Raw genomic sequence first — 23,765 nt, 5'->3', positions numbered from 1 at the left:
GGGCCCTGCTCAGCTCTCCGTCGCGCCCGCCCGCGGGCACGGGGAGGCGGTGCTCGTCGGCTCGGTCGTGGCGGCGAGCGTCGCGGCCGCTGCGGCGCTGACCGTGGTGATCGGGCTGGAGCCCGAGTGGTACGGGGTCGCGGTGCGCGACGTCCTCGCGGTGGCGCGCGCCGGGGACCCGCTCACGTTCTACGCCGGGTGGGTGACCTACCTCGGCGCGCTGGGCTGGTTCGCCGCCGCGACGGCGGGCGTCCTGACGGGCCTCGTCCTGCGGGGCCGGGCGCCGCGCCGGCGCACCTCCCTGCTCCTGTGGGGCGGGCTGGTCTCCCTGGCCATGGGCGTGGACGACCTGTTCATGTTCCACGACGGCGTGCTGGCGTGGCAGGGGGTGCCCGAGGAGGCGACGATGGCCGCGCTGGGCCTCGCCGCGGCGGTGTGGGCCCTCACCTTCCTCGGCTCCTGGGCGCGGGAGCTGACCGGCCTGCTGCTCGTCGCCGCTGGCGCCTGGTTCGCGCACTCGGTGCTCGTGGACGTGCTGGACGTGTCCCTGCTGGTGCACGAGGAGGCCAGCAAGCTGGCCGCCGTCCTGTGCTGGACGGCGTGGTTCACCGCGGTCAGCGCCCGCGAGCTGCGCCGCGCGACGGCGCCCGCCGCCCGCTGAGGGGTCTCGCGCGAGCGCACGGGCACGTCTTCCGGAAGCCCTCTCGGCGCGTTCGGTGGCCGGGAGTCTCGACGTCGAGCTACCGTCGGCGCCCTCACAGCCGGGGCTCGGGGTCCCGGCGCTGACGAGGAGGTCACCGTGAGCACGACCGACCACGGCCGGTCCGGGCCGGCCGGCGAACCGCCCGGCGGGTCCGGGCCCCTGGACGGGCGCACGCCCTACCAGGAGGTCCAGGACTCCCCCGAGTTCGCCGCGCTGCGACGGCGCTTCCGCCGCGTCGTCTTCCCCCTGACCGCGCTCTTCCTGTTCTGGTACCTGCTGTACGTCCTGCTGGCCGACTACGCGCACGGCTTCATGAGCACGCGCCTGGGCGACAGCAACATCACGATCGGGCTGCTGCTCGGGCTGAGCCAGTTCGTCATGACGTTCGCCATCACCACCGTGTACGTGCGCTGGGCGAACAAGAGGTTCGACCCGGCGGCCGAGGAGCTGCGCCAGCGCGTCGAGGGGGTCCGGTGAGCGCTCTGACGACGGGCCTGTCCACCGCGGCGGCCGCGGGGACCGACATCGGCAACCCCTGGGTCAACATCGCCATCTTCGGCGCGTTCGTCGCCGTCACGCTGACGGTGGTGCTGCGGGCCAGCAAGAACAACCGCACGGCCGCCGACTTCTACGCCGGCGGGCGCGCCTTCACCGGCCGGCAGAACGGCGTCGCCATCGCCGGCGACTACCTGTCGGCCGCCAGCTTCCTGGGCATCGCCGGCGCCATCGCCCTGTACGGCTACGACGGGTTCCTGTACTCGATCGGCTTCCTCGTCGCCTGGCTGGTGGCGCTGCTGCTGGTCGCCGAGCTGCTGCGCAACACCGGCCGCTTCACGATGGCCGACGTCCTCAGCTTCCGGCTGCGCGAGCGGCCCGTGCGCACGGCCGCGGCGATCTCGACGCTGGCGGTGTCCTTCTTCTACCTGCTGGCGCAGATGGCCGGCGCGGGCGGGCTGGTCTCGCTGCTGCTGGGCATCGACTCGCGCGCCGGGCAGAACGTCGTCATCGCCGTCGTCGGCACGCTGATGATCCTGTACGTGCTCGTCGGCGGCATGAAGGGCACCACCTGGGTGCAGATCATCAAGGCGTGCCTGCTGGTCACCGGCGCCGGGATCATGACGGTGTGGGTGCTCAGCCGCTACGGCTTCAACCTGTCCGACCTGCTCGGCGCGGCCGTGGCCGCCCCCGGCTCGGCCGGTGAGGCGCTCATCGGGCCGGGTGCGCAGTACGGCGCCAGCGAGGTCTCCAAGCTGAACTTCCTGTCGCTGTCGCTGGCGCTGGTGTTCGGCACCGCGGGCCTGCCGCACGTCCTCATGCGCTTCTACACGGTGCCCTCGTCCAAGGAGGCCCGCCGCAGCGTCGTGTGGGCCATCTGGATCATCGGCGTCTTCTACCTGTTCACGCTCGTCATCGGCTACGGCGCCGGCGCGATCGTGGGCGCCGAGGTCATCCGGGCGGCGCCCGGCGGCGTCAACTCGGCGGCACCGCTGCTGGCGTTCGAGCTGGGCGGCACGATCCTGCTGGGGATCATCGCGGCCGTCGCGTTCGCGACGATCCTCGCCGTCGTCGCCGGCCTGGCGATCACCGCGAGCGCCTCCTTCGCGCACGACATCTACGCCAGCGTGCTGAAGAAGGGGCAGGTCGACCCCGACGGGGAGGTGCGGGTGGCGCGGCTGACCGTCGTCGTCATCGGCGCCGTCGCCATCGTCGGCGGCATCTTCGCGCAGGGGCAGAACGTGGCGTTCCTCGTCGCCCTGGCCTTCGCGGTCGCGGCGAGCGCGAACCTGCCGACGATCATCTACTCGCTGTTCTGGAAGGGCTTCACCACCCGCGGGGCGATGTGGAGCATCTACGGCGGGCTGATCTCCTGCCTGGTGCTCATCGCGTTCTCCCCCGTCGTCTCCGGCAAGGTCGACCCGAACACCGGGGCGAGCCTGTCGGTGATCCGGGACACCTCGGTGGACTTCTCGTGGTTCCCGCTGGAGAACCCGGGCCTGGTGACGATCCCGCTGGCCTTCTTCCTGGGCTGGCTGGGCTCGGTGCTGGGCAAGGAGCGCGGCAACGAGAAGCGCGCCGCCGAGATGGAGGTGCGCTCCCTCACCGGCGCCGGGGCGGAGAAGGCCGTCCAGCACTGACGCCGTCACCGGCCCCGTCGCCAGGCGGGGCCGGCCGGTCAGCGGGGCGGGTGCCGTCGGGCACCCGCCCCGCTGCCGTCCCACCACCGGGGCCCGGGCGCCGGCGCTGGCCCAGGACGAGGGTGCGGGTCAGCGCCCAGCGGCGGGCGGTCAGCTCGACGAGGACGCCGACGGCCAGCCCGGCCAGGACGCCCAGCAGCAGGTGCAGCGGCACCGACTCCACGCCCAGGCGCTCCAGGAGCACGCGGGCGGCCGACGTCCCGAACACGTGCGTGGTGTAGATCGTGAAGGAGAACGCGCCCAGCGCCACGAGCGGACGGACCCGCCACGGCACGAGCAGCAGCGCCAGGCAGGCGCTGATGCTCAGCGCGGCGCCGACCGGGTCGCGCCGCGAGGGCACCGGGGCGACGACCCCGAGCAGTCCCAGCAGCACCCACGCCGACAGGGCGAGCGCGGCGGCGACGACCCCGGCGCGCACGGCGCGCGGGGCGCTGGTGAAGGCGAACCGCTGCGCGGCCAGGCCGGTGAGGAAGAACGGCAGCAGGAACAGGGCGCTGCGCAGCCCCAGCGGGTCCACCCCGAACGGCACGAGCACGTCGGCGGCCACGGCCGCGACGACGAGCGCGGCCACGACGGCCGGGCGGGCCAGGCGCCCCGCCACGTCGAGGACGCCGACCAGCACGAAGATCCAGAAGACGGCCTCGAGGAACCAGAAGTGCGCCACCGGCACGACGTGCCACAGGTACCAGGGCGTCCCCGCCCCGCTGTTGGCGGCACCGGCCGCGAAGAGTGCCTCGCGGAACAGCGCGAACGCCGTGCCCACCACGAGCATCGGCACGAGCAGGCGGCGGGCCTTGCCGCGCACGAAGCGCCCCAGCCCCTCGCGCACGGGCCGGTGCGCGTAGACCACGCCGGACAGGAACGTGAACAGCGGCATCCGCAGGTGGTCGAACGCCGAGACCGCCCGCGACCACGGGTCGTCCGCGGCCAGCTGCAGGCCGTCGGCGGGGGTGCCCCCGCGCACGTGGTAGGCCACGAGCAGGACGCAGGCCAGGCCCCGCAGCGTCTCCACGCGCGGGTCGCGGCCGCGGGCGAGCGCGGGCCGGTCGGCGCCGATGAGGGGGGTGGTCGGCACGAGGTGCTCCTCGGGGGTGGCGGGCGGGACGCTCGCCGTCGAGTGGTCGCAGTCTGTGCCGACCGCTCACCGGGTGTCAAAGACCCGAGCTGGGCGCTCAGTCCTCGGCCGGTGCGCGCCCGGCCCCGCGCACCTCGGCCCGCGAGCGCCACCAGGCGCCGGGGCCGGCGACCGTCCCCCGCACCTGGGCGGCGAGCACGTCCCGCGGGGCGTCGTCGTCGTTCCAGGCGGTGGCCGCGGCCCGGCGCGCCAGGTCGCGCGGCAGCCCCCACACCAGGCGCCCCAGCCCGCGCACGTCGCCGTGCCGGGCGGCGACCTGCAGGTGGTAGGCGACGTGCCCCGCCGAGTAGGCGCGCAGCTGCGCCAGCAGGCCGGCGCGGTCGGCGCGGTGCTCGTGCAGCACCACGGCGGTCGGCTGGTGCACCACGCGGTGCCCGGCGCGCAGCACCCGGTGGAACAGCTCGGTGTCCTCCCCCACGCCCGCCGGGCGCCCGGCGCCCAGCACCTCGTCGAAGGGCCCGACCCCGGCCAGCACGTCGCGGCGCACCGCGGCGTTGGCGGTGGCGCCGATCCGCCAGGTCGGTGCCGGCCCGCGGTGGCCCTCCAGCCACCAGCGGTCGTAGACGTGCCGGTGCGGGCCGCGGTCCAGCCCGCCGTAGTCCTCGAACAGCTGCGGGTCCAGCGAGCGCAGGTCCGCGGGCAGGACGGCACCGGTCACCAGCCCCACCGACGGGTCGGCGAAGGGCGCCAGCAGCTCCTCCAGCCAGCCGGGCGTCACGACGACGTCGTCGTCGACGAGGACGACGACGTCGCCGGACAGGTGGGCCAGCCCGGCGTTGCGGGCCGCGGACAGGCCCGGCCACGGCTCGTGGACGACGACGACCCGCGGGTCGCCACCGGCGACGGCGCGGGCGGTGGCGCGGGTGGCGGCCGGGTCGGGCGAGTTGTCGACGAGGACGACGCGCAGCGACCGCGACGGCTCCGCGAGCAGCGCCGCCAGGGCCCGGCGCAGCTGCTGCGGGCGATCGCGGGTGGCGAGCAGCACGTCGACCCGCGCGCCGGGGTCCAGCCGGGACGGCGCGCGGCGCACGGCGGCCGCCAGGGCTCCCGCCAGCGGGGCGGGGCCGCCCGCGACGGCCGCGGCGTGCAGCTCCTGCCACGAGGTGCCGGGCGCCAGCAGCGCCGGGCCGAGGTGGTCGACGACCTCGCGGGCCAGCCGCGCCGGGGACACGTCGGACCCGCCGGCGCGCACGGTGAGCACCGTCTGCGGCAGCCCGTCGCGCAGCAGCCGCACCCGCAGCCGCCGCGCGCCCGCGACCGGGGGCACGACGACGGCGTCCGGAGCGTCCGGGGCGTCCGGGACGTCCGGGACGTCCGGGACGTCGCGGGCGGCGTCCGGCGGGACGAGGACCTGGCGCAGGACGTCGACGTCGAGGACGGGGTCGGCGCGGCGGGGCGGGCGGGCGCTCGCGGGCCGGTGCACCAGCGGCCCGGCGCTCGGCTCGCCCGGGTGCGCGGCGGCGCGCTCGGCGGCCTCGCGCTGCGCGCGCCGGTAGTAGCGCCCGGCCACGGCGTCCAGGGCCCCGCGCGAGTCGGCGCGCACCAGCTGCGGGGGGTACAGCTGCGGCCACACGAGGCTGCGCACGTGGGCGCGGCCGTGGTACTTGGCGAACCAGGCGGCGGAGGACAGCGCCATGTCCCGCGCCTGGACGCGGCCGTAGTTGCCCCCCGCCCCCGCGAAGATCGAGAAGGCGCCGGTGCCGTTGCCGCGCAGCTGCCGCCGCAGCTGCTCCAGCGACGCGCGGTGGCGGTGCAGGACCACCACGGCCGGGTCGTACACGCACAGCCCGCCCGCGGCCAGCACCCGGAAGTACAGCTCCAGGTCGCCGCCGCCGCCGGTCGCGGTGCCCACGTCCAGGGCCGGGTCGAACCCGCCGAGGGCCAGGACCTCCTCGCGGCGCACGGCGGTGCTGGCGCCGGTGCCCAGGTCGCCGGTGCCGGGGTGGGCGCGGGCGGCGACCTGCCCGTCCCCGACGGCGACGGAGAACCAGCGCTCGCGGTAGCCGCGGCCGAAGCCGCCGACGGCCTCGAAGAGGACCTGCGCGGGGGTGGCGAACTCCGCCGGGGCGACCAGCCCCGTCACCACGAGGGCGGCCGGCTCCTCGGCGAAGGCGCGCACCGTGGCGCGCGCCCAGCGCGGGTGCACGAGCACGTCGTCGTCGGCGAAGGCGACCAGGGGCGTGCGGGCCTCCAGCAGCGCCCGGTTGCGCGCCACGTCCAGCCCGGCGCGCGGTTCGCGCACGCAGCGGGCGCCGAACTCCTCGGCGACGGCGCGGGTGCGCCCGTCGCGGGAGGCGTTGTCGACGACGAGGACCTCCGCGACGGGGTCGGCCAGGCGGCCGACCGCCTCCAGGCAGCGGCGCAGGTCCTCGGGGCGGTCGCGCGTGCACACCGCGACCGTCAGGGACCGGGTGTCGGCGCGCTCGGCGGCCCGCAGGCGCGGGCACTCCCCGGCGGCGGGGTCCAGCCCCTCGCGGGCGGCGCGGCGCACCCCGCCGGGCACGCGCAGCGCGTCCAGCAGCAGGTGGTCCAGGACGGCGTGCTCCAGCTCGCGGGCCGCGCGCGCGGGCAGGCCGGGCAGGACGACGTCCGGGTCGCCGGGGACGGTCAGGTCGCCGACGGGCACGCCGTGGAACCAGACGAGGGCGTGCACGCCCTCCGGCGGGTGCTCGGGCGGCGTCAGCGCCGGGCGCAGCACCGCGGTGCGCGCGTCCAGGTCGACGTCGGCGACGGCCAGCGCGCGGTAGCGGCGGCGAGCGCCGGGCGGCCGGTAGCGGTCCAGCCCCTCGGGGCGGCGCACGCCGGCCACCGCCTGCTGCACGCCCACCCGCGCGGCCCTGCGGGCCGCCGACGTCCACGCGCCCACGCGCGCCCCCCTCCTCGTGCGCGGCGCGCGCCGCGCGCTGACACCCTGCCAGGACCGTTCCACGGTCCGTCGCCGAACCCCTGCAAGTGGCCGGGACCGCCGCCGTGGCGGGTAGGGTCCGGCCCGACCACGACCGGTCCGCCCCACCCGTCACGCCTGTCCCGCGGGCCCCGCCCGCCCGAGCGCACCGGAGACGTCCGTGGCCGCCACCGCCCGCCTCGCCTGGGTCGACACCGCCCGGGGCGCCGCCCTGCTCCTCGTCGTCGTCTACCACGCCTTCCTCTTCGCCCTCGCCGGCGGACTGACCGCCGGCGCGGCCGCGAGCGCGTGGGGGCAGCTCGTCGGGGCGGCGGGCGCGGTGCGGATGCCGCTGTTCTTCTTCCTGTCCGGGCTGCTGGCCGCGCGCGCCCTCGACCGGCCCTGGCCGGTGCTGGTGCGCGGGCGGGTGGGCACCCACCTGTGGCTGTACGTGCTGTGGGCGAGCGTCGCCTACGCCGTCTTCTCCGTCGTGCCCTACCAGCGCGAGGGTGCCCCGGACGGGCCGCTGCTGTGGGCGGAGACGACCTTCTGGCTGCCGCGCAACGCCGCCTGGTACCTGCTGGCGCTGGCGCTGTTCGTCGTGGCGGGCCGGCTGCTGCGCCGCGCGGCGACCGGGCCGCTGCTGCTGGGCGCGACAGCCGTGGCGCTCGGGACGTCGGCGGGCGCGCACAGCGGCGTCCTGCCGGTGCCCAGCTTCGTGTGGTTCAACGTCGCCACCCTGTTCGTGTTCTTCGCCGCCGGGTCGCGGGCCGGCCGGTGGGCGCCCGCCCTCGTGCAGCGCTGCAGCGGCACCCTCGTCGCGGGCGGACTGCTCGCGGCCGTCGGGGCGGTCGCGCTGCTGGCCGCCCGCGCGCAGCTGCTCGCGGTGCCGGGGGTGTCGCTGCTGCTGGGGGCGGCCGGGGTCGTCGCCGGCCTGGCCGTGGCGGGCCGGCTGGCGCCGACCGCGCCCGGGCGGGCGCTCGCCCGGCTGGGCCGGGACACCCTGGGCGTGTACGTCTTGCACGAGGTGGTCCTCGGCTGCCTGGTCGCGGTGGTCCTGGCGGTCACCGGCGCCGCCCGGCTCGTGGCGGCGGGCAGCGGCGCGGGCGAGCTGGTGTCCTGGCTCGCGGTCCCCGTCCTCGTCGTGGCCGCTCTGGTCGCGGCGGTCGCGCTGACCGTGCCGCTGCGCCGGGTGCGCGGGGCGCTGGGCGCGCCGTGGCGCCGCGGCACCGCGCCCACCGCCGGTGCGGTGACGGTGCTGCCCCCGCAGCGCTCCGCTGGGGGCGCCCCGGCGCCGGGCAGCCCGGGCGAGCCGTCGGGCCGGGCAGCCGGGCGCCGCTAGGAACCGGAGCGGCGCGCGGCCAGCGCCGCCTCGTACAGCCGGTTGCGGCCGGCGCCGGAGGCGGCTGCGACAGCGCCGGCGGCGTCCTTGAGCCGCTCGCCCGCCGCGGCGCGGGCGAGGACCTCCTGCGCCAGGGCCGCCAGGTCGTCGGCGGTGGCGACCGCCTCCGGGGCGCCCGCGACGACGAGGCACACCTCCCCGCGCACGTCCCGCTCGGCCGCCCACCCGGCCAGCTCCCCCAGCGGGGCGCGCACGACCTCTTCGTACGTCTTGGTCAGCTCCCGGCACAGGGCGGCCGGCCGGTCGTCGCCGAGGGCGGCGGCCATCGCGGCGAGCGTGGCCGCCGTGCGGTGCGGGGACTCGAAGAAGACCATCGTGCGCCGCTCGCCCGCCAGGGCGCTCAGGGCGCGCGAGCGCTCCCCCGGCTTGCGGGGGCAGAAGCCCTCGAAGGTGAAGCGGTCGCTGGGCAGGCCGGACAGGGCCAGCGCGGTCGTCACGGCCGAGGGGCCGGGCAGCGCGGTCACCCGCACCCCGGCGTCCAGGCAGGCCCGCACGACGGCGTAGCCGGGGTCGGAGACCGAGGGCGAGCCGGCGTCGGTGACCAGCGCCACGACGGCGCCGCCGGCGACGGCGCGGGCCAGCTCCGCACCGCGCGCGACCTCGTTGTGCTCGTGGCAGCTGACCAGCCGCCCCCGCGGCTCCACGCCGAGCGCCGCGCACAGGCGGCGGGTCCGCCGGGTGTCCTCCGCGGCGACGACGTCGGCGCTGGCCAGCAGCTGGACCAGGCGCGCCGAGGCGTCGGCGGCGTTGCCGATGGGGGTGGCCGCCAGGACCAGCGCCCCGCCGGGGCCGCCGGGCACCCCCGGCACGTGCTCCAGCTCGTGCTCCAGCTCGTGCTCCAGCTCGGCCTCGGGCTCTTCGGACGTCACGGCGACCATCATCGCCGCCGCAGGGAGGGCGGACCGCCGGCGCTCAGGCCGCGCGGCGCCGGCGGGCGATGGAGCGCAGCTCGCCCAGGCGCTCACGGTCGACGGCGAGCGCACCCAGGACGTACACCGCGACCCCCGCGAGGACCTGCAGGCCGACGGTCAGCGGCGCGGTGCGCTCCAGGCCGGGCACCAGGCCCACCGACCAGGCGGCCGCGCCCATCAGGGCGGACACCGCGAGGGTGGGCAGGGCGTTGCGCAGGGTCGTGGTGACCCTGAGCCCGACGAGCCGGCCGGACACGTGCAGGGCGACGGGGGTCATGACCCACGACTTGGCGAGCACGGCCCAGGCGACGCCGAGGATGCCCCACGGCAGCCCCGCCACCATGGCGGCGACACCCATGACGGAGCTGACCACCCCCATGACGAACATGAGGGTCGTGCGGCCCTGCGACTGGTACAGCCAGCCGACGCTGGTGGCGATGCACTGCGGGACGCCGGCGATGCACAGCACCTGCAGGACCGGCACCAGCTCGACCCACTGGTCGCCCCAGAGCAGCGGGACGAGCCCGTCGGCGGTCGCGGCGATGCCGACCAGCACGGGGATCGTCACGAAGTTGATCAGCCCGAGGCTGCGCAGGTAGATCGAGCGCACGCGCGGGTGGTCGTCCTGGACGGCCGCGAGGGCGGGGAACATGACCCGCCCGAGCGTGCCCGTGATCTGGGTGACGGGCAGCAGCATGAGGTTGTAGGCGCGCCCGTACAGGCCCAGGGGCCCGGCGCCGAGGAACCGGCCGATGAGCAGGTTGTCGGCGTTGCGGCCCCAGTAGTTCACGGCGTTGAAGCCGAGCATGCCGCCGGAGAAGCGCCACAGCTCGCGCACGCTGCGCCGGTCGACGAAGTGCCGGGGGCGCCAGCGCACGACGGCGAACAGCAGCACCGACGACAGCGCCGTCGTCAGCAGCGGGCCGACGACCAGCGCGAAGGCACCGGCCCCGAGCAGGGCCGCGGTCACGGTGGCGACGTGACCGGCCAGCCCGGCCGAGACGTCCACCACCGCCAGGACCTTGAAGCGCAGCGCCCGCTGGAGGATCGCCGAGTGCACCACGCCCAGGGCCAGGGTGAACGTCAGCGCCACGAACGGCATGAGCGTCGTCAGCCGGGGCGCGTCGAAGAACTCCGCGACGAGGGGCGCGATCGCCCACATGAGCCCCGCGTAGACGACACCGGCGATCGCGTTGATCCAGAAGACCGTCGCCAGGTCGCGCTCGCTGGGGTCGCGCTTGTGGACCAGCGCCGCCCCCAGGCCCATCTCGAAGAACAGGGTGGCGAAGCCGGTGACCACGTAGATGCTCGCCAGGAGGCCGAAGTCCTCCGGGGCGAGCAGGCGCGCCAGCACCAGCCCGGCGAGGAACTGCAGCCCCTGGGTGCCCAGCTTGCTGGCGCTGGCCCACTTCGCGCCCGAGACGACGGAACCGCGCAGGGACTTGCTGGTGTCGACCGTCACCGACGCGGCGGCGGCCTGCTCCCTCGTGTCGCTGGTGGCGACGGCCGCCTCCGGCAGCCGATCGCTCACGCCGGGGTCCCGGCCAGGACCGCGGCGACCCGGCCGCCGACCGCGCGGGCGCCCTCGCGCAGCGGGGGCACCGTCTCGGCGAGCGTCGTGCGCAGGGCGCCGGTCTGGTCCAGCAGGTCCAGGACGCGGGCGGCGAGCACGTCCGCGTCCACCTCGTCGATGGTCACCGTCCACCGGTCGAGCCCGAGCTGGGACCACACCTCGGTGGTCTTGTACTCGTAGGCGATCGTCAGGGTCGGCAGGCCCGTGCAGACCGCGCTGATGGCCCCGTGCAGGCGGGTCGAGAGCATGGCGTCGAAGGTCGCCAGGAAGTCGATGAGCTCCTCGGGCGAGCGGGCGGCGCCGTCGACCTCCACGCGCTCGCGCACGTCGGCGGGCAGCCCCTCGGCCACCGTCCGCGCGAAGTGCGAGTCGTCGCGCACGTACTCGGGGCGCCCCTGGCACGTGGAGACGAAGGTCACGCGCGCACCGCGCTGCCGCACCGCCGCGGTGACCGCCGCGCGCAGGGCCGCGGTGTAGTCGCGCATCCCCTGCTCGGTGCTCTTGCCGGTGAAGTGGGCCCAGTCGCGCACGCTGACCGCGAGGCGCGGGGCGTCGTCGTCGCGGTGCGGCGGCTCGGCGCCGAGGGCCTCCGGACGCGCGAGGGCGAAGACGATGTCGGGCACGACCGCGCAGCGCGCCGGGTCGGCACCGACGTCGACGACGTGCTCCAGGGACCGCTCGTCGCGCAGCAGCACGAGGTCGGCGGCCGCCAGCACGGGGCGCAGCGCCTCGCGGTTGACCGGCTTGGTGAAGGGGCCGGCCGACTGCGGCAGCAGGACGAGGGGCTTGCCCAGCCGCTGGGCGACCTGCAGGTCGAAGACCTTCGTGGACAGGTCGTAGTTGTCGGTCAGGGACGTGCCACCGGTGTAGGCCAGGACGTCGGCGCGCGCCATGAGGTCCAGCGCCGGCCACGCCGCGCGGGGGGCCACGGCCCGGGCGGGCGCGCGCAGTCCGCGGCGCAGCAGCTCGGCGGCCGCCTTGACGCGCGCGCAAGCCACCCGGACCGCCGCGCGGCGGGTGCGCTCGGGCAGCTCGGTGGCCGCCTCCACCAGCGCGGGCAGCAGGAACGGCACGAACTCGACGTCGGGGAGGTAGTGCCCCGCCGCCTCCGGGTGGGTGTCGGAGGCGGTGACGCGCGCACCGGGCCACTGCTCGCGCAGGACGTCGCGCTGGGCGACGAGGATGGCGGCGTCACCGCCGTTGAGCGCGACCGTTCCCAGGACGTGCACGTGCATCGGGGTTCCCTCCGTCGGTGGTGACCTCGGCGGCCCCGCGCGGCGGCGGGACCCGACCAGCCCGCGTCGACGGGCCGGCGGGACGACGGCGTCTCCCCTGATCGGGTCAACAATGTAACCGCACGGCCACGCACAGCGGCAAGGAGCGACCCCCGCCGCCGCGCGGCGGCGACCTACGATGGCCCTCGTGATCGTGAGCACCGGGGACGCTGCGTGACCGCCTCGACGACGTCCCCGGGCACGTCCCCGGGCCCCGCTGTCCGCCGCGGCGACGAGCGGGCCCTGCGCGAGCGCCTGCTGGGCGGGCCCTCCGAGATCGACGGGGAGGGCTGGCGCCGGGCGTGGCTGCCCCTGCTGCTGGTCACCGCGGTCGGCGGGCTGCTGCGGTTCTGGCAGCTGGGGCGCCCGCACCAGCTCGTCTTCGACGAGACGTACTACGTCAAGCAGGGCTGGTCGCTGCTGCGGCACGGCGTCGAGCTGCGCACCGACCCCGACATCGCCGAGCCCGACGCGCTGTTCACGGCCGGCACCCCCGACGTGTTCGACACCGTCGGCGACTTCGTCGTCCACCCGCCCGTCGGCAAGTGGATGATCGCGTTCGGGCAGTGGGTCTTCGGGGTCGACAGCTCGTTCGGCTGGCGCTTCTCCGCCGCCCTCGTGGGGACCCTGTCGATCCTCGTGCTCGGCCGCGTGGCGCGCCGGCTGTTCCGCTCCAGCCTGCTCGGCGTCACGGCCGCCGTGCTCGTCTCGGTGGACGGCCTGCACTTCGTGCAGAGCCGCACCAGCCTGCTCGACGTCTTCCTCATGTGGTGGGTGCTCGTCGCCTTCGCCTGCCTGCTGGCCGACCGGGACGACGCGCGCGCCCGGCTCGCGCGGGCCGTCGCCGAGCGCGGCGCCGACGGTCTGGGACCGCGGCTGGGGGTGCGCTGGTGGCGCCTGGCCGCGGGCGTCAGCCTCGGCCTGGCCTGCGGGGTGAAGTGGTCGGGGATCTACGTGCTGGCCGTCTTCGGGCTGATGACGGTGCTGTGGGACGCCGGCGCGCGCCGCGCCGTCGGCGTCCGGCGCTGGTTCCTCGCGGCCGCCTGGCGCGACGGCGTGCCCGCGTTCGCCTCCACCGTCCCCGTCGCCGTCGTCGTCTACGTGGCGTCGTGGTCGGGGTGGTTCGCCACCTCCGCCGGGTACCTGCGCCAGTGGGGCGAGCAGAACCCCGCGACCGGCGCGGCGGCGCTCGTGCCGGACGCGCTGCGCAGCCTGTGGCACTACCACGCCGAGGCGTACCGGTTCCACATCGGGCTCTCCAGCCCGCACCCGTACTCGGCGAACCCGTGGTCGTGGCTCGTGCAGGGCCGGCCCACGTCGTTCTTCTACGAGACCGTCGAGCAGGGCGCGCAGGGGTGCGACGCGGCCCAGTGCTCCTCGGCGATCACCTCGCTGGGCACCCCGGTGCTGTGGTGGGCGGCTCTGGTGGCGCTGGCCGTCGTCGTCGCCCGGTGGGCGTTCGCCCGCGACTGGCGCGCCGGGGCCGTGCTGGCGGGCGTGGCGGCGACCTACCTGCCGTGGTTCCAGTACCAGCAGCGGACGATCTTCACGTTCTACGCCGTCGTCCTCGTGCCGTTCCTCGTCCTCGCGCTGACGTACGCGCTGGGGCTCGTGCTGGGCCCGGACCCCTCGCGCACCGCGCTGCGCGCCGGGGTGCGGGCCGAGGCCGCGCTGCGCCGGCGCCGGTGGGGGGCGCTGGTGGCCGGCGCCGTGCTCGTCGCGTGCGTGGCCTGCTTCGCCTTCTTCCACCCCGTGTTCACGGCCGAGGTGGTCCCGTACACGTCGTGGCAGCGGCGGATGTGGCTGCCCAGCTGGGTGTGAGCCGAGGGCGCCGGCGCACCCGCTGACCCGGCCCGCCCGGCACCCGTCTCACGCGCCGTGACGGAGCGGGATCACCTGTCCGGTGCAGCGAGCACGCAGGGCGACCGTGACTCCCGCGCCCGACCGGGTGAGCAGCCGTGCGCCCCGCGACGTCGTCCCGCGACCGGGTGTGGAACTCGCGGACGCGGAACCCCGCGGGCGGGTGAGAACTCCCGCCGGGGCTGCAGCCGGGACCCGGGCGGACCCGATGGGTGAGCTCCGCACACCGCAGCCCACCTGGAGATCCCCGTGCTCCCCTCACGCCTCGCCACCGCCCTCACCACCGCTGCCTGCTCCATCGGCCTGGTGGCCCTGTCGGCCACCGCGCTGACGGGACCGGCCGCGGCCACCACCACGAGCACCACGTCCACGAGCACCACCCAGCGCACGACCGTCAGCGGCCACGGCATGCCCGCCGGCGGGGTGTTCACCGCCGGTACGGGCTGGAAGCTCGACGTGCGGAACGCCCCGCTGCACCCGAACTCCGCCGGGATGGTCGCCAACGTTGCGGCGCAGACGGCCGCGCAGTACAGCGGTGTCGCCGCCTTCAACGCCTACCAGTACAGCACCAGCTTCTACACGGTCCCCGCCGACCAGCCGAAGGTCGACGTGCGGTGGACGAACTGCCAGGGCAAGAGCTCCGTCCCCGACTTCCTGCTCGGGCCGGGCGGGCACTTCACCCAGGTCCCGATCCCCTCCCGCGCGGTGCCCGCCAAGGGCACCGACAGCCAGCTCACCGTGTGGTCGCCCGACACGGACCAGCTGTGGGAGTTCTGGATGGCGAAGAAGGTCGACGGCGTGTGGTCGGCGTGCTGGGGCGGCCGCATCGACGGCCTGTCGAAGAACAACGGCTACTTCCCGCAGCACTTCGGGGCGAGCGCCAGCGGGCTCGCGCTCGCCGGCGGCACGGTCGGCATCAAGGACGTCCAGTCGGGAGTCATCGACCACGCCCTGGCGCTGCACCTGCAGGCCCCCGGGACCGCGTCGGAGTGGAGCTACCCGGCCCAGCGCAGCGACGGCTTCGACACCTCGGCGAACCGCGTCCCCGAGGGCACCCGGCTGCGGCTCGACCCGTCGGTCGACGTCGACGCGCTGCCGATGCACCCCATCGCGAAGATGGTCGCGAAGGCGGTCCAGAAGTACGGGTTCATCGTCACCGACCGGGCCGGCTGCACCGCCGTCGTCGCCGAGAGCCCCGAGGCGTCGATCAACGCCACGGGCGTCGACCCGTGGAAGGCGCTCATGGGCAGCACCCCCAGCTACTCGATCATGAAGGGCTTCCCCTGGGAGAAGCTGCAGGCTCTGCCGAAGGACTGGGCCGAGCCCGCCCCCACCGCCCCGGTCGGACCCAGCGGCCCGGTCGACACCACCGGCATGGACGTCCGCTACGCCTCCGACACCGCCTACCGGGTCAACAGGAACGGCTGGGGTCCGGTCGAGAAGGACCGCAGCAACGGCGGTCAGGCCGCCGGGGACGGCCGGACGCTGACCATCGCGGGGACGACCTACGCCAAGGGGCTGGGCGTGCACGCGGCCAGCGAGGTCGTCGTCCCCGTCGGCACCGCCACGGTGTTCACGACGCAGGTCGGCGTCGACGCCTCGGTGGGCCTGAAGGGGTCGGTCGTGTTCCAGGTTTGGCGCGGCACCACGAAGATCGCCGACAGCGGCCTGGTGCGCGGCGGGGAGCCCGCGAGGACGCTGACCGTCGACGTGACCGGCGCCGGGGAGATCCGCCTCGTGGTCACCCACGGCGGGGACAACAACTACGACGACCACGCCGACTGGGCCGACGCCAAGCTGCTGACCAAGCTGCCCACGTCCGGCACGGGCTCGACCGCCACGACGGGCTCGACCGGGCCCTCCGCGACCTGACACCGCCCACCGCGTCCCGAGAACGCCGGCAGGCCGTTGGGGCCGCCCGCTGACGCCCCGCCCCAACCACCCCGGCGCTGTGACGGATCGTCACCACGCCGGGGTGGTTGCTCGTCGCACAACAACACGGCGTGATGGACCTGTGGCCGTTCGTCGCCGGACGGCGACCGGGACGGCCCAGCGCGGGTACTGTCTGCCCCGATCCGACTACAGACGCCCTCGCCGAGTCAGATGGAGCAGTGCCTCGTGGCCCAGGACGCCAACTCCCCCGTGAGTCCCCTCACGGCCCTCGCTCAGCGGTGGAAGCTCGCCGCGGCGCTCGTCGTCGCCGGTGCGCTCGCGGGCGCGGGCCTGGCCCAGGCCGTCCCGACCACGTACACCGGCGAGGCGCGCGTCGCCGTCGGCAGCCAGAGCCTGGACGCCCGCATCGTGGCCGGCTACTCGGTGGCCGCCAACCAGCTCGCCTCCGACATCGCCCGCTACGTCAACGACCGCCAGGCCCAGGGCGACCTCGAGCCCGTCCTCGGCGAGCGCGCCGACGAGGTGCAGCGCGTCTCCGCCTCCCCCATCGCCGGGTCCAGCGTCGTCCTCGTGGAGGTCGACGCGGCGAGCGCCGAGACCGCCACCGAGGGCGCGCAGGCCGTCGCCCAGCAGCTGGTCGACCAGGTGAACACGGCCGGCACCGGTGCCCCCGACCTCCTGCTGCAGCAGTACCGGGACCTGACGGCCCAGGTCGAGCAGGCCCGCCAGGCCGCCGCGCAGGCCGAGGGCGCGCTCGCCGAGGCGCAGGCCTCGGGCGCGGCGGCGCTGGAGGTCGAGGCCGCGCGGACCACCGCGCAGGAGACCGCCGCCGCCCTCGACGTGCTCGAGGTGCAGCAGCAGGCGCTCAGCCAGCGCTACCGCAACGCCGTCAGCAACACCCCCTCGGCCTCCGGGCTCAGCGTGGTGCGCGACGCCGAGGTGTCGCGCGACGACAGCGGCAGCACCCTGCAGCTGCTCCTCCTCGCGGGTGCCGGGGCGGGGCTCCTGCTGGCGCTGCTGCTCGCCGTCCTCCAGGACCGCCGGCGCGCCCGCCGCGCGGGCGCGGCGACGTCCGCGCGCCCGACCGTGCTGGACGTGGACCACGAGCGGGAGCCGGTGGACGGGGCGCGCTCCGCCCCGACGCGGTGAGCGCGCCGGCCACCGGGACCGGCGAGGACGTCCTCACCGGCCGGCGCACCGGACCCCGGGCACCCGCCTACGTCTGGTGCTTCCTGGCGACCATCGTCTTCAACGTCTTCTCCGGGCACTGGGACCGGCTCGGCGCCCCCGTCGGCCTGGACAGGATCGCCTTCGCGGGGGGTGTCCTCCTGCTCGTCCTGGACCCGTGGGCGTGGCACCAGCGGCGGCTGCGCCTGCGACCGGTCCACGTGGCGGTCGTGGGGCTCGTCGCCGTCGCCGTCCTCTCGGCGATCGCCCACGACACCCTGCTGGGCAACTACGGGCTCTTCGCGCTGCTCGACCGGATCGTCGTGCCGTTCGCGATGTTCTGCCTCGCGCCCGTCGTGTTCTCGACCGCCGCCCGGCGCGCCCTGCTGCTCAAGACGCTCGTCCTGCTGGGGCTCTACCTCGGCGTGACCGCCCTGCTGGAGACCCTCCAGCTGTGGTCCTTCGTGTTCCCCTCGTACATCGCCGACCCGGACGTGGGGATCCAGTTCGGCCGGGCCCGCGGTCCCTTCGCCGCGTCGGAGGCGATGGGCATGGCGTGCGCGGCGTGCTTCTTCGCCGCCGGCCTCGCCGTGGTGCGGTTCCGCGGTGGCTGGCGGCTGCTCAGCGCCGCCGTCCTCGCGCTGTCCGGCGGCGGGGTCCTGCTGTCGCTGACCCGCTCGGTGTGGGTGGGACTCGTCCTCGGCGTCCTGGCCGTCATGCTGATCGACCGCCGCCTGCGGCGGTTCACCCCCGTGGCGCTCCTGGGCGGCGCGGCGCTCGTCGCCGTCCTCCTCGCCACCGTGCCCGGGCTCCAGGACAGCGTCGACGAGCGGGCGGGCACGACCCGCTCGGTGCTCGACCGCCTGAACACCAACGCGGCCGCGCTGCGCGTCGTGGAGCAGGAACCGCTGACCGGCGTCGGGTGGACGCGCTTCGTCGACGTGGCGTCGACCTGGGTGCGCCAGGCCGACGACTACCCGATCACCAACGTGGCCATCGAGGTCCACAACGTCCCGCTCTCGCGCGCGGCGGAGCTCGGGATCCCGGGAGCCGCCCTGTTCCTCGCGTGCATCGCCTTCGGGCCGGTGCGGGCGGCGTTCCAGCGCGGGCGTCGCGACGAGCTCGCCGACTGGCGGTACGTGTCGATCGGGATGACGGCCGTCTGGCTGGTCACGATCATGCTGAGCCCCGTCCCCTACCCGCTGCCGAACACGCTGACGTGGCTGCTGGCCGGGATCGCCCTGATCCCCTACCTGTCGGAGGGAGCCGAACATGAGAGCGGACGCGGGAGCGCGACCGGGCGACGAGGTCCGGCCGGCACCTGAGGACCCTCCGGGACCGGCGGCCGGCACGGCGGTGACGGCGATGACGGCGCGACGCGCCCAGCGCCTGGTCGCCGCCGCCGCCTACCTGGGAGTCAGCCGGCACCTGCCCTGGTCGCCGCGTCCCGGTGGCTCCCTGGCCCGTCGGGCCCGTGGCCTCAGCGCGCGCTGGATGCTCGACGAGTGCGGCCGGGACGTGAACATCGAGCACGGCGCCTGGTTCGGCTCCGGCAAGGGCGTCAGCGTCGGCGACCGCTCCGACATCGGCATGGACGCGCTGGTCATCGGCCCGGTGCGCATCGGCCGCGACGTGATGATGGGCCCGCGCTGCGTCCTGCTCGCCTCGGCCCACGAGACCAGCCGCGTCGACGTGCCCATGAACCAGCAGGGTTTCCGCGAGGACCGCCCGATCGTCGTCGAGGACGACGTGTGGATCGGTGCGGGGTGCGTCGTGCTGCCGGGCCGGCGCATCGGCACCGGCAGCATCGTCGGCGCCGGTTCCGTCGTCGTCTCGGACGTGCCGCCGTGGACGGTCGTGGCGGGCAACCCCGCACGGGTCGTCAAGCGGCGCCGACCCGGCGACCAGGTGCCGGAGGCCGTCGCCGCCGCCGTCCCGCCGCCCGTGATGGACCGCGTGGAGGTCGAGGCCGCGGTGGAGGAAGCCGCCGAGGTGGCCGCGCGGGCGCGGCAGGACGCCGGGGGTCAGGGCTTGCCGTAGTCCGTCGGCAGGACCTGCAGGTCGCGCCAGGGGAAGCCCGCCATCACCTCGTAGGAGGGCGTGCCGTCCAGGACCTCGTCCCAGGGGTTCAGCGCGCCGCCGGTCGCCTGGCCGGTCTCCGCGCTGACGGCGACCGACCCGGCCTTGTCGACCACGAGGAACCCGTAGCGCTGGGCGGCCTCGGCGACCATCCGCGCCACCGGGTGCAGGTCGAGGGCGTCGAGGTCGAGGTCGGGGTCCAGCCGCAGCCGCTGCCCCTCGGGCAGCGCGTGCTCGTCGGTGCTGAAGCCGTCGCTGCGCTGCGCCGGCCAGCTGACCCTCTTCCACGTCGCCGGGGAGACGATCTGCAGGGCGAGCGCGTGCTCCACGGCACCGGCCCGCACGTCGTCCACGCGGACCATCCCGCCGGAGACCGCCAGGCCGCTGGCGCTGGAGCCGAACCCGCCCTCGAAGAACCCCGGGCTGGTCGACACGTCGTCGATGCGGCCGCCCCAGCACGCCCGCCACTGCCCGTCGACCCGCTCGGCGCGCCAGAACTCCCAGAGCTGGTCGGTGTCCGGCGACCACACGGTCAGCTGGCCGTCCCGCCCCGCGGCGGGCACGGCGTCGTCCGGCACGGGCACGCCGGAGAACTGCTCCTCGACGCCGCTGGGCGTGTGCCCCTTGTCCTGGCAGTCCTCGAAGGCCACGTCCACGCGCGGCTGGTCGGCGTCCACCACGTAGGAGGAGGTCGAGTAGTCGTTGACGTTGAACGCCGCGACGCCGCCGTAGTGGGCCTCCACCTGCTCCACGAGGTGCTCGACCATCGCGGCGGAGTCCTCGTGCAGCGGAGCGTCGCGCACGTCCTGGCGCCAGACGCTGCCGTCGCCGAAGGGGTAGTCCCCGGCGACGGGCGGGAGCTCCTCCGGTCCCTCGCCGGCCGGTCGCTGCAGGAGGAGGACGGCGGCGGCGACGGCGAGGGCCGCGAGGCCGGCCAGCGCGGCGACGAGCCAGCGGCGCCGCGGCGCCCGGGCGGGGGGCCGGGCCGGTTCGCCTGCTGCCGTCACGGTGGCGGACTCCTCCGGTCGCGGACTGTGCGGGCGCTGCCCACGATACGTGCGCCTCCAGCGGCTCAGGTCCGCCCGGGATCCGCCGATGGCATGAAGGTCGTCACAGCACGTGGAACGGCGGGCGCGGGCGGCAGCGCTGGGTGACCAGCGGGGCACGGCGCCCGGTCCGGACGGGTGAGCGGGGCTGCCGGACGCTCACCCGCAGCGACCGCTCACCCGCTGCGCCGTCCGGGGGTCGCCCCGCTGCCCCGCCCACCCGGCGGCCGGACACACCGCGTGCCCACCGCGGACCGGCGCCTGCGCCGCCCGGGTGGAGCCGCCACCGGACCGGGCACCCGGTGCGCGAGGACGGGTAGCGGCAGCCCGATCACTCCAGGGAGACGAACAGCACCGACCCTGGAGACTCCCGTGCGCACCCGCCGTCCCCTCGCCGCCCTGGCCACCACGCTGACCGCCCTGACGTTCGCGACGCTCGCCGCGCCCGCGGCGGCCGTGGCCGACGCGCCGGCCCTGGCGCGCGGCGAGCGGTCCGTGGCCGCCACGCGGATGCAGGCGACCAGCGACCCGACCCGCCCGCGCGGCGGCGTCTTCGGCGCCACCAGCGTCTGGAAGGCGGACGTGCGCACGGCCCCGGTGCACCCCCGCTCGCAGGTCATGGTCGCCGACCTGACCAAGCAGGTGACGTCCCTCTACAACGGCGTGGCCGCCTTCAACGTCAGCAACTACTCGACCAGCTTCTACACCGTCGGTGCCGCGCAGCCGCGCGTGGACGTGAAGTTCGACGACTGCCAGAAGAAGGGCTACCTGCCCACCGGCCTGTACGGCCCGGGCGGGCAGTTCACGGCCGTCCCGGTCCCCGCCGACGCCGTCCCCGCCCGGGGCACCGACGGGCAGCTGACGGTGTACTCGCCCTCGACGGACCAGCTGTGGGAGTTCTGGCGCGCCAAGAAGGTCGGCGCGCAGTGGCAGGCCTGCTGGGGCGGGCGCATCGACAAGGTGTCCACCAGCCCCGGGTTCTTCTCCGGCAGCTTCGGCTCCTCGGCCACGGGTCTGTCGTTCAGCGCCGGGGCGATCAGCGTCAAGGACGTCCAGGCCGGGTCCATCGACCACGCGCTGTCCCTGCAGATCGTCACCCCGGCGACGTGGAAGACGTTCAGCTGGCCGGCCCAGCGCAGCGACGGGTTCTCCACGCACCCCGACGCCATCCCCGAGGGGCTGCGGTTCCGCCTCGACCCGTCGGTGGACGTGGAGGCCCTCCAGGGGCTGACCCCGATCGGGAGGATGGTCGCCCGCGCGGCGCAGCGGTACGGGTTCATCGTCACCGACAAGGGCGGCGCGGTGGCCCTGACCGCCGAGAGCGGGACGGCCGTCCAGGCGGCCACGGGCACCGACCCGTGGCCGGCCCTCATGCAGCGCAAGCCCTCCTACGAGGTCCTGCGCGGATTCCCGTGGGACAAGCTGCAGGCGCTGCCGAAGGACTACGGCAAGCCGGTGCGCTGACAGCACCTCGTCGGCACGGGCCCGCGGGGCACCGGCCGGGTCAGGCGGAGGCGTTGCGGGACAGGCGCCTGGCGCGCAGGAGCGCCGCGAGCGTCGACCACGTGTAGGGCCTGGACGCGAACCAGGAGAGTTCGCGGACGGCCGCCGCGGCCTCCCCGCTGCGCTGGGCGGCGCGCGCGTCGTCCCAGTGCCAGCGGACCCAGGCCCGGTCGGCGTCGCGGTCGGTGAACCAGTCCTTCGAGCGGCAGTCGTCGACGATCCGCGTGAAGCACTGGCGCATGAGGTCGCTGTCGAGGATGGCCTGCTGCTCGTGCAGGTGGTACGTCACCGTCGGGCGGGCCAGGGCGAGCCCCGTGCCGCGCTCGAGGACCCGCACCCACATGTCGAGGTCCTGGGCCCGGCGCAGGTCCCGGAACAGCCCGGCCGCCAGCAGCGCGTCGCGGCGGGCGGCCGTCCCGCTGGTGCACAGCATGTCCCCCGGGCTCAGCACCGTCAGGGGCGTCAGCTCCACCTCGCGGGACGAGGAGTTGCCGAGCACGCGCCCGTCCGTGGACCTGCCGGGCGACCCCACGAGCACGTGGTCGCCCGCGCGGTCCATCAGCGTGCGCAGGTGGTCGGGGTGCCAGCTGTCGTCCGAGTCGAGGAAGGCGATCCACGTGGTGGAGGCGGCCTCGATCCCCCGGTTGCGCGCGGGGCCGCTGCCCCCGTTGGTCTCCATCTCCAGCACGGTCGCGCCGTGCGCCCGCGCCACGGCCACCGTGTCGTCCGTGGAGGCGTCGTCCACGACGACGACCTCCCGGGGCCGCAGCGTCTGCGCCCGCACGCTGTCGAGGGCGCGCCCGATGAGGTGCGCCCGGTTCATGGCCGGCATGACGACCGTCACGTCGGCGCTCGTCCCGTCACGACCGCCCGCGTCCGCCGACGCACTCACGTCCGACCGCCTCTCCTCGACTCCAGGTACCGGCGAGCCCCGTCGCAGCCTCGGCCACGCTACTCGACGCCGGGCCGGGCTCCTCAGCCCGCGCTCACCGCGCGGTCGTAGACCTCCTCGACCGCCGCCGTGGTGCGGACGATGTCGAAGTTCGCCTCGACGTGCGCCCGCGCCGCCCGGCTCTGCTCGAGCAACCGCGCCGGATCGGCGAGGAGGCCGGTGAGCGCCTCGCCCAGGGCGGCGACGTCCCCCTCGGTCACCAGTTCCCCCGTCCGTCCCGAGAGCACGGAGTCGACGAGACCCGAGTGCGCGTACCCGACGACCGGCCGGCCGCAGGCGCTCGCCTCCAGGCTGGTCACCGGCAGGCCCTCGGTGTCACCGGTGGCCGAGCGGCGCGACGGCATGACCACCACCGAGCAGGACTCCAGGTGCCGCAGGACGGTCTCCCGGTCGGCCATGCCGTGGAACCGGACGTCGACCCCGAGCCGGCCGGCCAGCCCCTCCAGGTCACCGCGCAGCGGTCCGTCGCCCAGCACGTCCAGCGGCGGCAGGCCCGGGTGCGCCGCGAGGGCGCGCAGCAGGTCGGCGCACCCCTTCTTCTCCACGAGCCGCCCGACGAACAGCAGCCGCCCCGACGCGTCGGGCGGGCTCCACCGGAAGGTCCGGGGATCGACACCGCACGGCACCACGGCGATGCGGTCCTCGCGGGCGCCGCGGCGGACGAGTTCCCGACGGACGAAGTCGCTGACGGCGATCACCCAGCCCGTACCCGCCACCAGCTCGTCCCAGCGGTCGAGCATCAGCTGCCCGACCGGGGTCTTCGCCACGGACTCGGGGTAGGTCGTCGCGTCGTACCCGTGGAAGGTGACCACCGAGGGCACGCCCGCGCGCCGGGCAGCGCCCAGCGCCACCGCTCCGTCGGTGCCGAAGTGGGTGTGCAGGAGGTCGGGCCGCAGCGTTCCCAGCGCCGCCGCCAGACCCCGCTCCTCCGTCTCCAGCTGGTCGGCGCGCCACCTCCGCGGGAGCCGCCGCCGCGCCCTGCTCAGCAACCGGCGGTCGTCCGCGAGCACCAGGGGGACGCCCGGCACCTGCAGCCCGTCCGCTTGCGGGTAGGTCGTCACGGCCGTCGGGCGGTACCGCCGCAGCGCCAGCAGGTGGTCGCGCACGAAGGTCTCCGAGCGGGGGAGGAAGGTGCGCCGGTACACCGCCACGCTGCCGCTGCGGGCGTCTTCCGCGGTTCCCGCCACG

18 protein-coding genes are annotated in these 23,765 nt (G+C 75.9%); 10 read left to right on the top strand and 8 right to left on the bottom strand.

Going from position 1 to position 23,765, the window contains the following annotated elements; translation table 11 throughout:
• Nucleotides 1–49 precede the first annotated feature (49 nt).
• The 3 genes from AB8M62_RS03030 to AB8M62_RS03020 all read left to right on the top strand — a co-directional run bounded on the left by AB8M62_RS03030 (nucleotide 50) and on the right by AB8M62_RS03020 (nucleotide 2,838).
• Entirely contained in the window at nucleotides 50–661 is a 612-nt protein-coding gene (locus AB8M62_RS03030; protein ID WP_369052472.1) for a DUF8692 domain-containing protein, read from the top strand.
• Between the two features lie 138 nt (nucleotides 662–799).
• Entirely contained in the window at nucleotides 800–1,180 is a 381-nt protein-coding gene (locus AB8M62_RS03025; protein ID WP_373694841.1) for a DUF485 domain-containing protein, read from the top strand.
• A complete protein-coding gene (locus AB8M62_RS03020) occupies nucleotides 1,177–2,838 on the top strand; it encodes a monocarboxylic acid transporter (protein WP_369068619.1) in 1,662 nt (553 codons plus the stop codon). The genes AB8M62_RS03025 and AB8M62_RS03020 overlap by 4 nt, the downstream gene beginning before the upstream one ends.
• On the opposite strand, the gene AB8M62_RS03015 is transcribed toward AB8M62_RS03020, so the two are convergent.
• Together AB8M62_RS03015 and AB8M62_RS03010 are read right to left on the bottom strand one after the other, a co-directional pair.
• Entirely contained in the window at nucleotides 2,801–3,973 is a 1,173-nt protein-coding gene (locus tag AB8M62_RS03015) for an acyltransferase family protein (protein WP_369068618.1), read from the bottom strand. The two genes, AB8M62_RS03020 and AB8M62_RS03015, sit on opposite strands and share 38 nt — an antisense overlap.
• Nucleotides 3,974–4,070: 97 nt before the next feature.
• Nucleotides 4,071–6,899: a glycosyltransferase gene (locus AB8M62_RS03010; protein WP_369068617.1), complete on the bottom strand. Its 2,829-nt coding sequence runs from the start codon at nucleotides 6,897–6,899 to the stop codon at nucleotides 4,071–4,073.
• Between the two features lie 199 nt (nucleotides 6,900–7,098).
• On the opposite strand from AB8M62_RS03010, the gene AB8M62_RS03005 reads away from it, so the two are divergent.
• On the top strand, nucleotides 7,099–8,259 hold the full coding sequence (locus tag AB8M62_RS03005; RefSeq protein WP_369068615.1) for an acyltransferase family protein: 1,161 nt from the start codon (nucleotides 7,099–7,101) through the stop codon (nucleotides 8,257–8,259).
• Here the strand turns inward: AB8M62_RS03005 and rsmI are convergent.
• The 3 genes from rsmI to AB8M62_RS02990 are packed head-to-tail and all read right to left on the bottom strand — an operon-like array spanning nucleotide 8,256 to nucleotide 12,038.
• Nucleotides 8,256–9,197: a 16S rRNA (cytidine(1402)-2'-O)-methyltransferase gene (gene rsmI, locus AB8M62_RS03000; RefSeq protein WP_373694840.1), complete on the bottom strand. Its 942-nt coding sequence runs from the start codon at nucleotides 9,195–9,197 to the stop codon at nucleotides 8,256–8,258. The genes AB8M62_RS03005 and rsmI overlap by 4 nt on opposite strands.
• 34 nt (nucleotides 9,198–9,231) lie before the next feature.
• Nucleotides 9,232–10,761, bottom strand: a complete 1,530-nt coding sequence (locus AB8M62_RS02995) for an MOP flippase family protein (protein ID WP_369068614.1) — start codon at nucleotides 10,759–10,761, stop codon at nucleotides 9,232–9,234.
• Nucleotides 10,758–12,038, bottom strand: a complete 1,281-nt coding sequence (locus AB8M62_RS02990; RefSeq protein WP_369068612.1) for a polysaccharide pyruvyl transferase family protein — start codon at nucleotides 12,036–12,038, stop codon at nucleotides 10,758–10,760. The genes AB8M62_RS02995 and AB8M62_RS02990 overlap by 4 nt, the downstream gene beginning before the upstream one ends.
• 213 nt (nucleotides 12,039–12,251) lie before the next feature.
• Between AB8M62_RS02990 and AB8M62_RS02985 the strand changes: the two genes are divergently transcribed.
• The 5 genes from AB8M62_RS02985 to AB8M62_RS02965 all read left to right on the top strand — a co-directional run bounded on the left by AB8M62_RS02985 (nucleotide 12,252) and on the right by AB8M62_RS02965 (nucleotide 19,037).
• Complete coding sequence (locus AB8M62_RS02985; RefSeq protein ID WP_369068610.1) at nucleotides 12,252–13,898, top strand: dolichyl-phosphate-mannose--protein mannosyltransferase; 1,647 nt, start codon at nucleotides 12,252–12,254, stop codon at nucleotides 13,896–13,898.
• Nucleotides 13,899–14,186: 288 nt separating this feature from the next.
• Complete coding sequence (locus tag AB8M62_RS02980) at nucleotides 14,187–15,809, top strand: NPCBM/NEW2 domain-containing protein (protein ID WP_369068608.1); 1,623 nt, start codon at nucleotides 14,187–14,189, stop codon at nucleotides 15,807–15,809.
• A gap of 246 nt (nucleotides 15,810–16,055) precedes the next feature.
• Nucleotides 16,056–16,979 (top strand): hypothetical protein, encoded by a 924-nt coding sequence (locus AB8M62_RS02975; RefSeq protein ID WP_369052480.1) that lies wholly within the window; start codon nucleotides 16,056–16,058, stop codon nucleotides 16,977–16,979.
• Nucleotides 16,976–18,322: an O-antigen ligase family protein gene (locus AB8M62_RS02970; protein ID WP_369052481.1), complete on the top strand. Its 1,347-nt coding sequence runs from the start codon at nucleotides 16,976–16,978 to the stop codon at nucleotides 18,320–18,322. Before AB8M62_RS02975 ends, AB8M62_RS02970 begins: the two co-directional genes overlap by 4 nt.
• Before the next feature lie 40 nt (nucleotides 18,323–18,362).
• Nucleotides 18,363–19,037, top strand: coding sequence for an acyltransferase (locus AB8M62_RS02965; protein WP_369052482.1), 675 nt, complete (start codon nucleotides 18,363–18,365; stop codon nucleotides 19,035–19,037).
• Here the strand turns inward: AB8M62_RS02965 and AB8M62_RS02960 are convergent.
• Entirely contained in the window at nucleotides 19,022–20,083 is a 1,062-nt protein-coding gene (locus AB8M62_RS02960; RefSeq protein WP_369068607.1) for a DUF4124 domain-containing protein, read from the bottom strand. The two genes, AB8M62_RS02965 and AB8M62_RS02960, sit on opposite strands and share 16 nt — an antisense overlap.
• 411 nt (nucleotides 20,084–20,494) lie before the next feature.
• On the opposite strand from AB8M62_RS02960, the gene AB8M62_RS02955 reads away from it, so the two are divergent.
• Nucleotides 20,495–21,586 (top strand): DUF4124 domain-containing protein, encoded by a 1,092-nt coding sequence (locus AB8M62_RS02955; RefSeq protein ID WP_369052484.1) that lies wholly within the window; start codon nucleotides 20,495–20,497, stop codon nucleotides 21,584–21,586.
• 40 nt (nucleotides 21,587–21,626) lie between these two features.
• Here the strand turns inward: AB8M62_RS02955 and AB8M62_RS02950 are convergent, their stop codons facing one another.
• The gene (locus AB8M62_RS02950) at nucleotides 21,627–22,469 is read right to left on the bottom strand and encodes a glycosyltransferase family 2 protein (RefSeq protein WP_369052485.1); all 843 of its coding nucleotides are present in this window, start codon (nucleotides 22,467–22,469) and stop codon (nucleotides 21,627–21,629) included.
• Nucleotides 22,470–22,600: 131 nt separating this feature from the next.
• A complete protein-coding gene (locus tag AB8M62_RS02945; protein WP_369068606.1) occupies nucleotides 22,601–23,764 on the bottom strand; it encodes a glycosyltransferase in 1,164 nt (387 codons plus the stop codon).
• Between the last annotated feature and the right edge of the window lies 1 nt (nucleotide 23,765).

Origin of the sequence: Kineococcus terrestris, assembly GCF_041020755.1 — a bacterium.
Classification (GTDB): Bacteria; Actinomycetota; Actinomycetes; order Actinomycetales; family Kineococcaceae; genus Kineococcus; species Kineococcus terrestris.
This window is presented reverse-complemented; position numbering and strand designations above follow the sequence as displayed.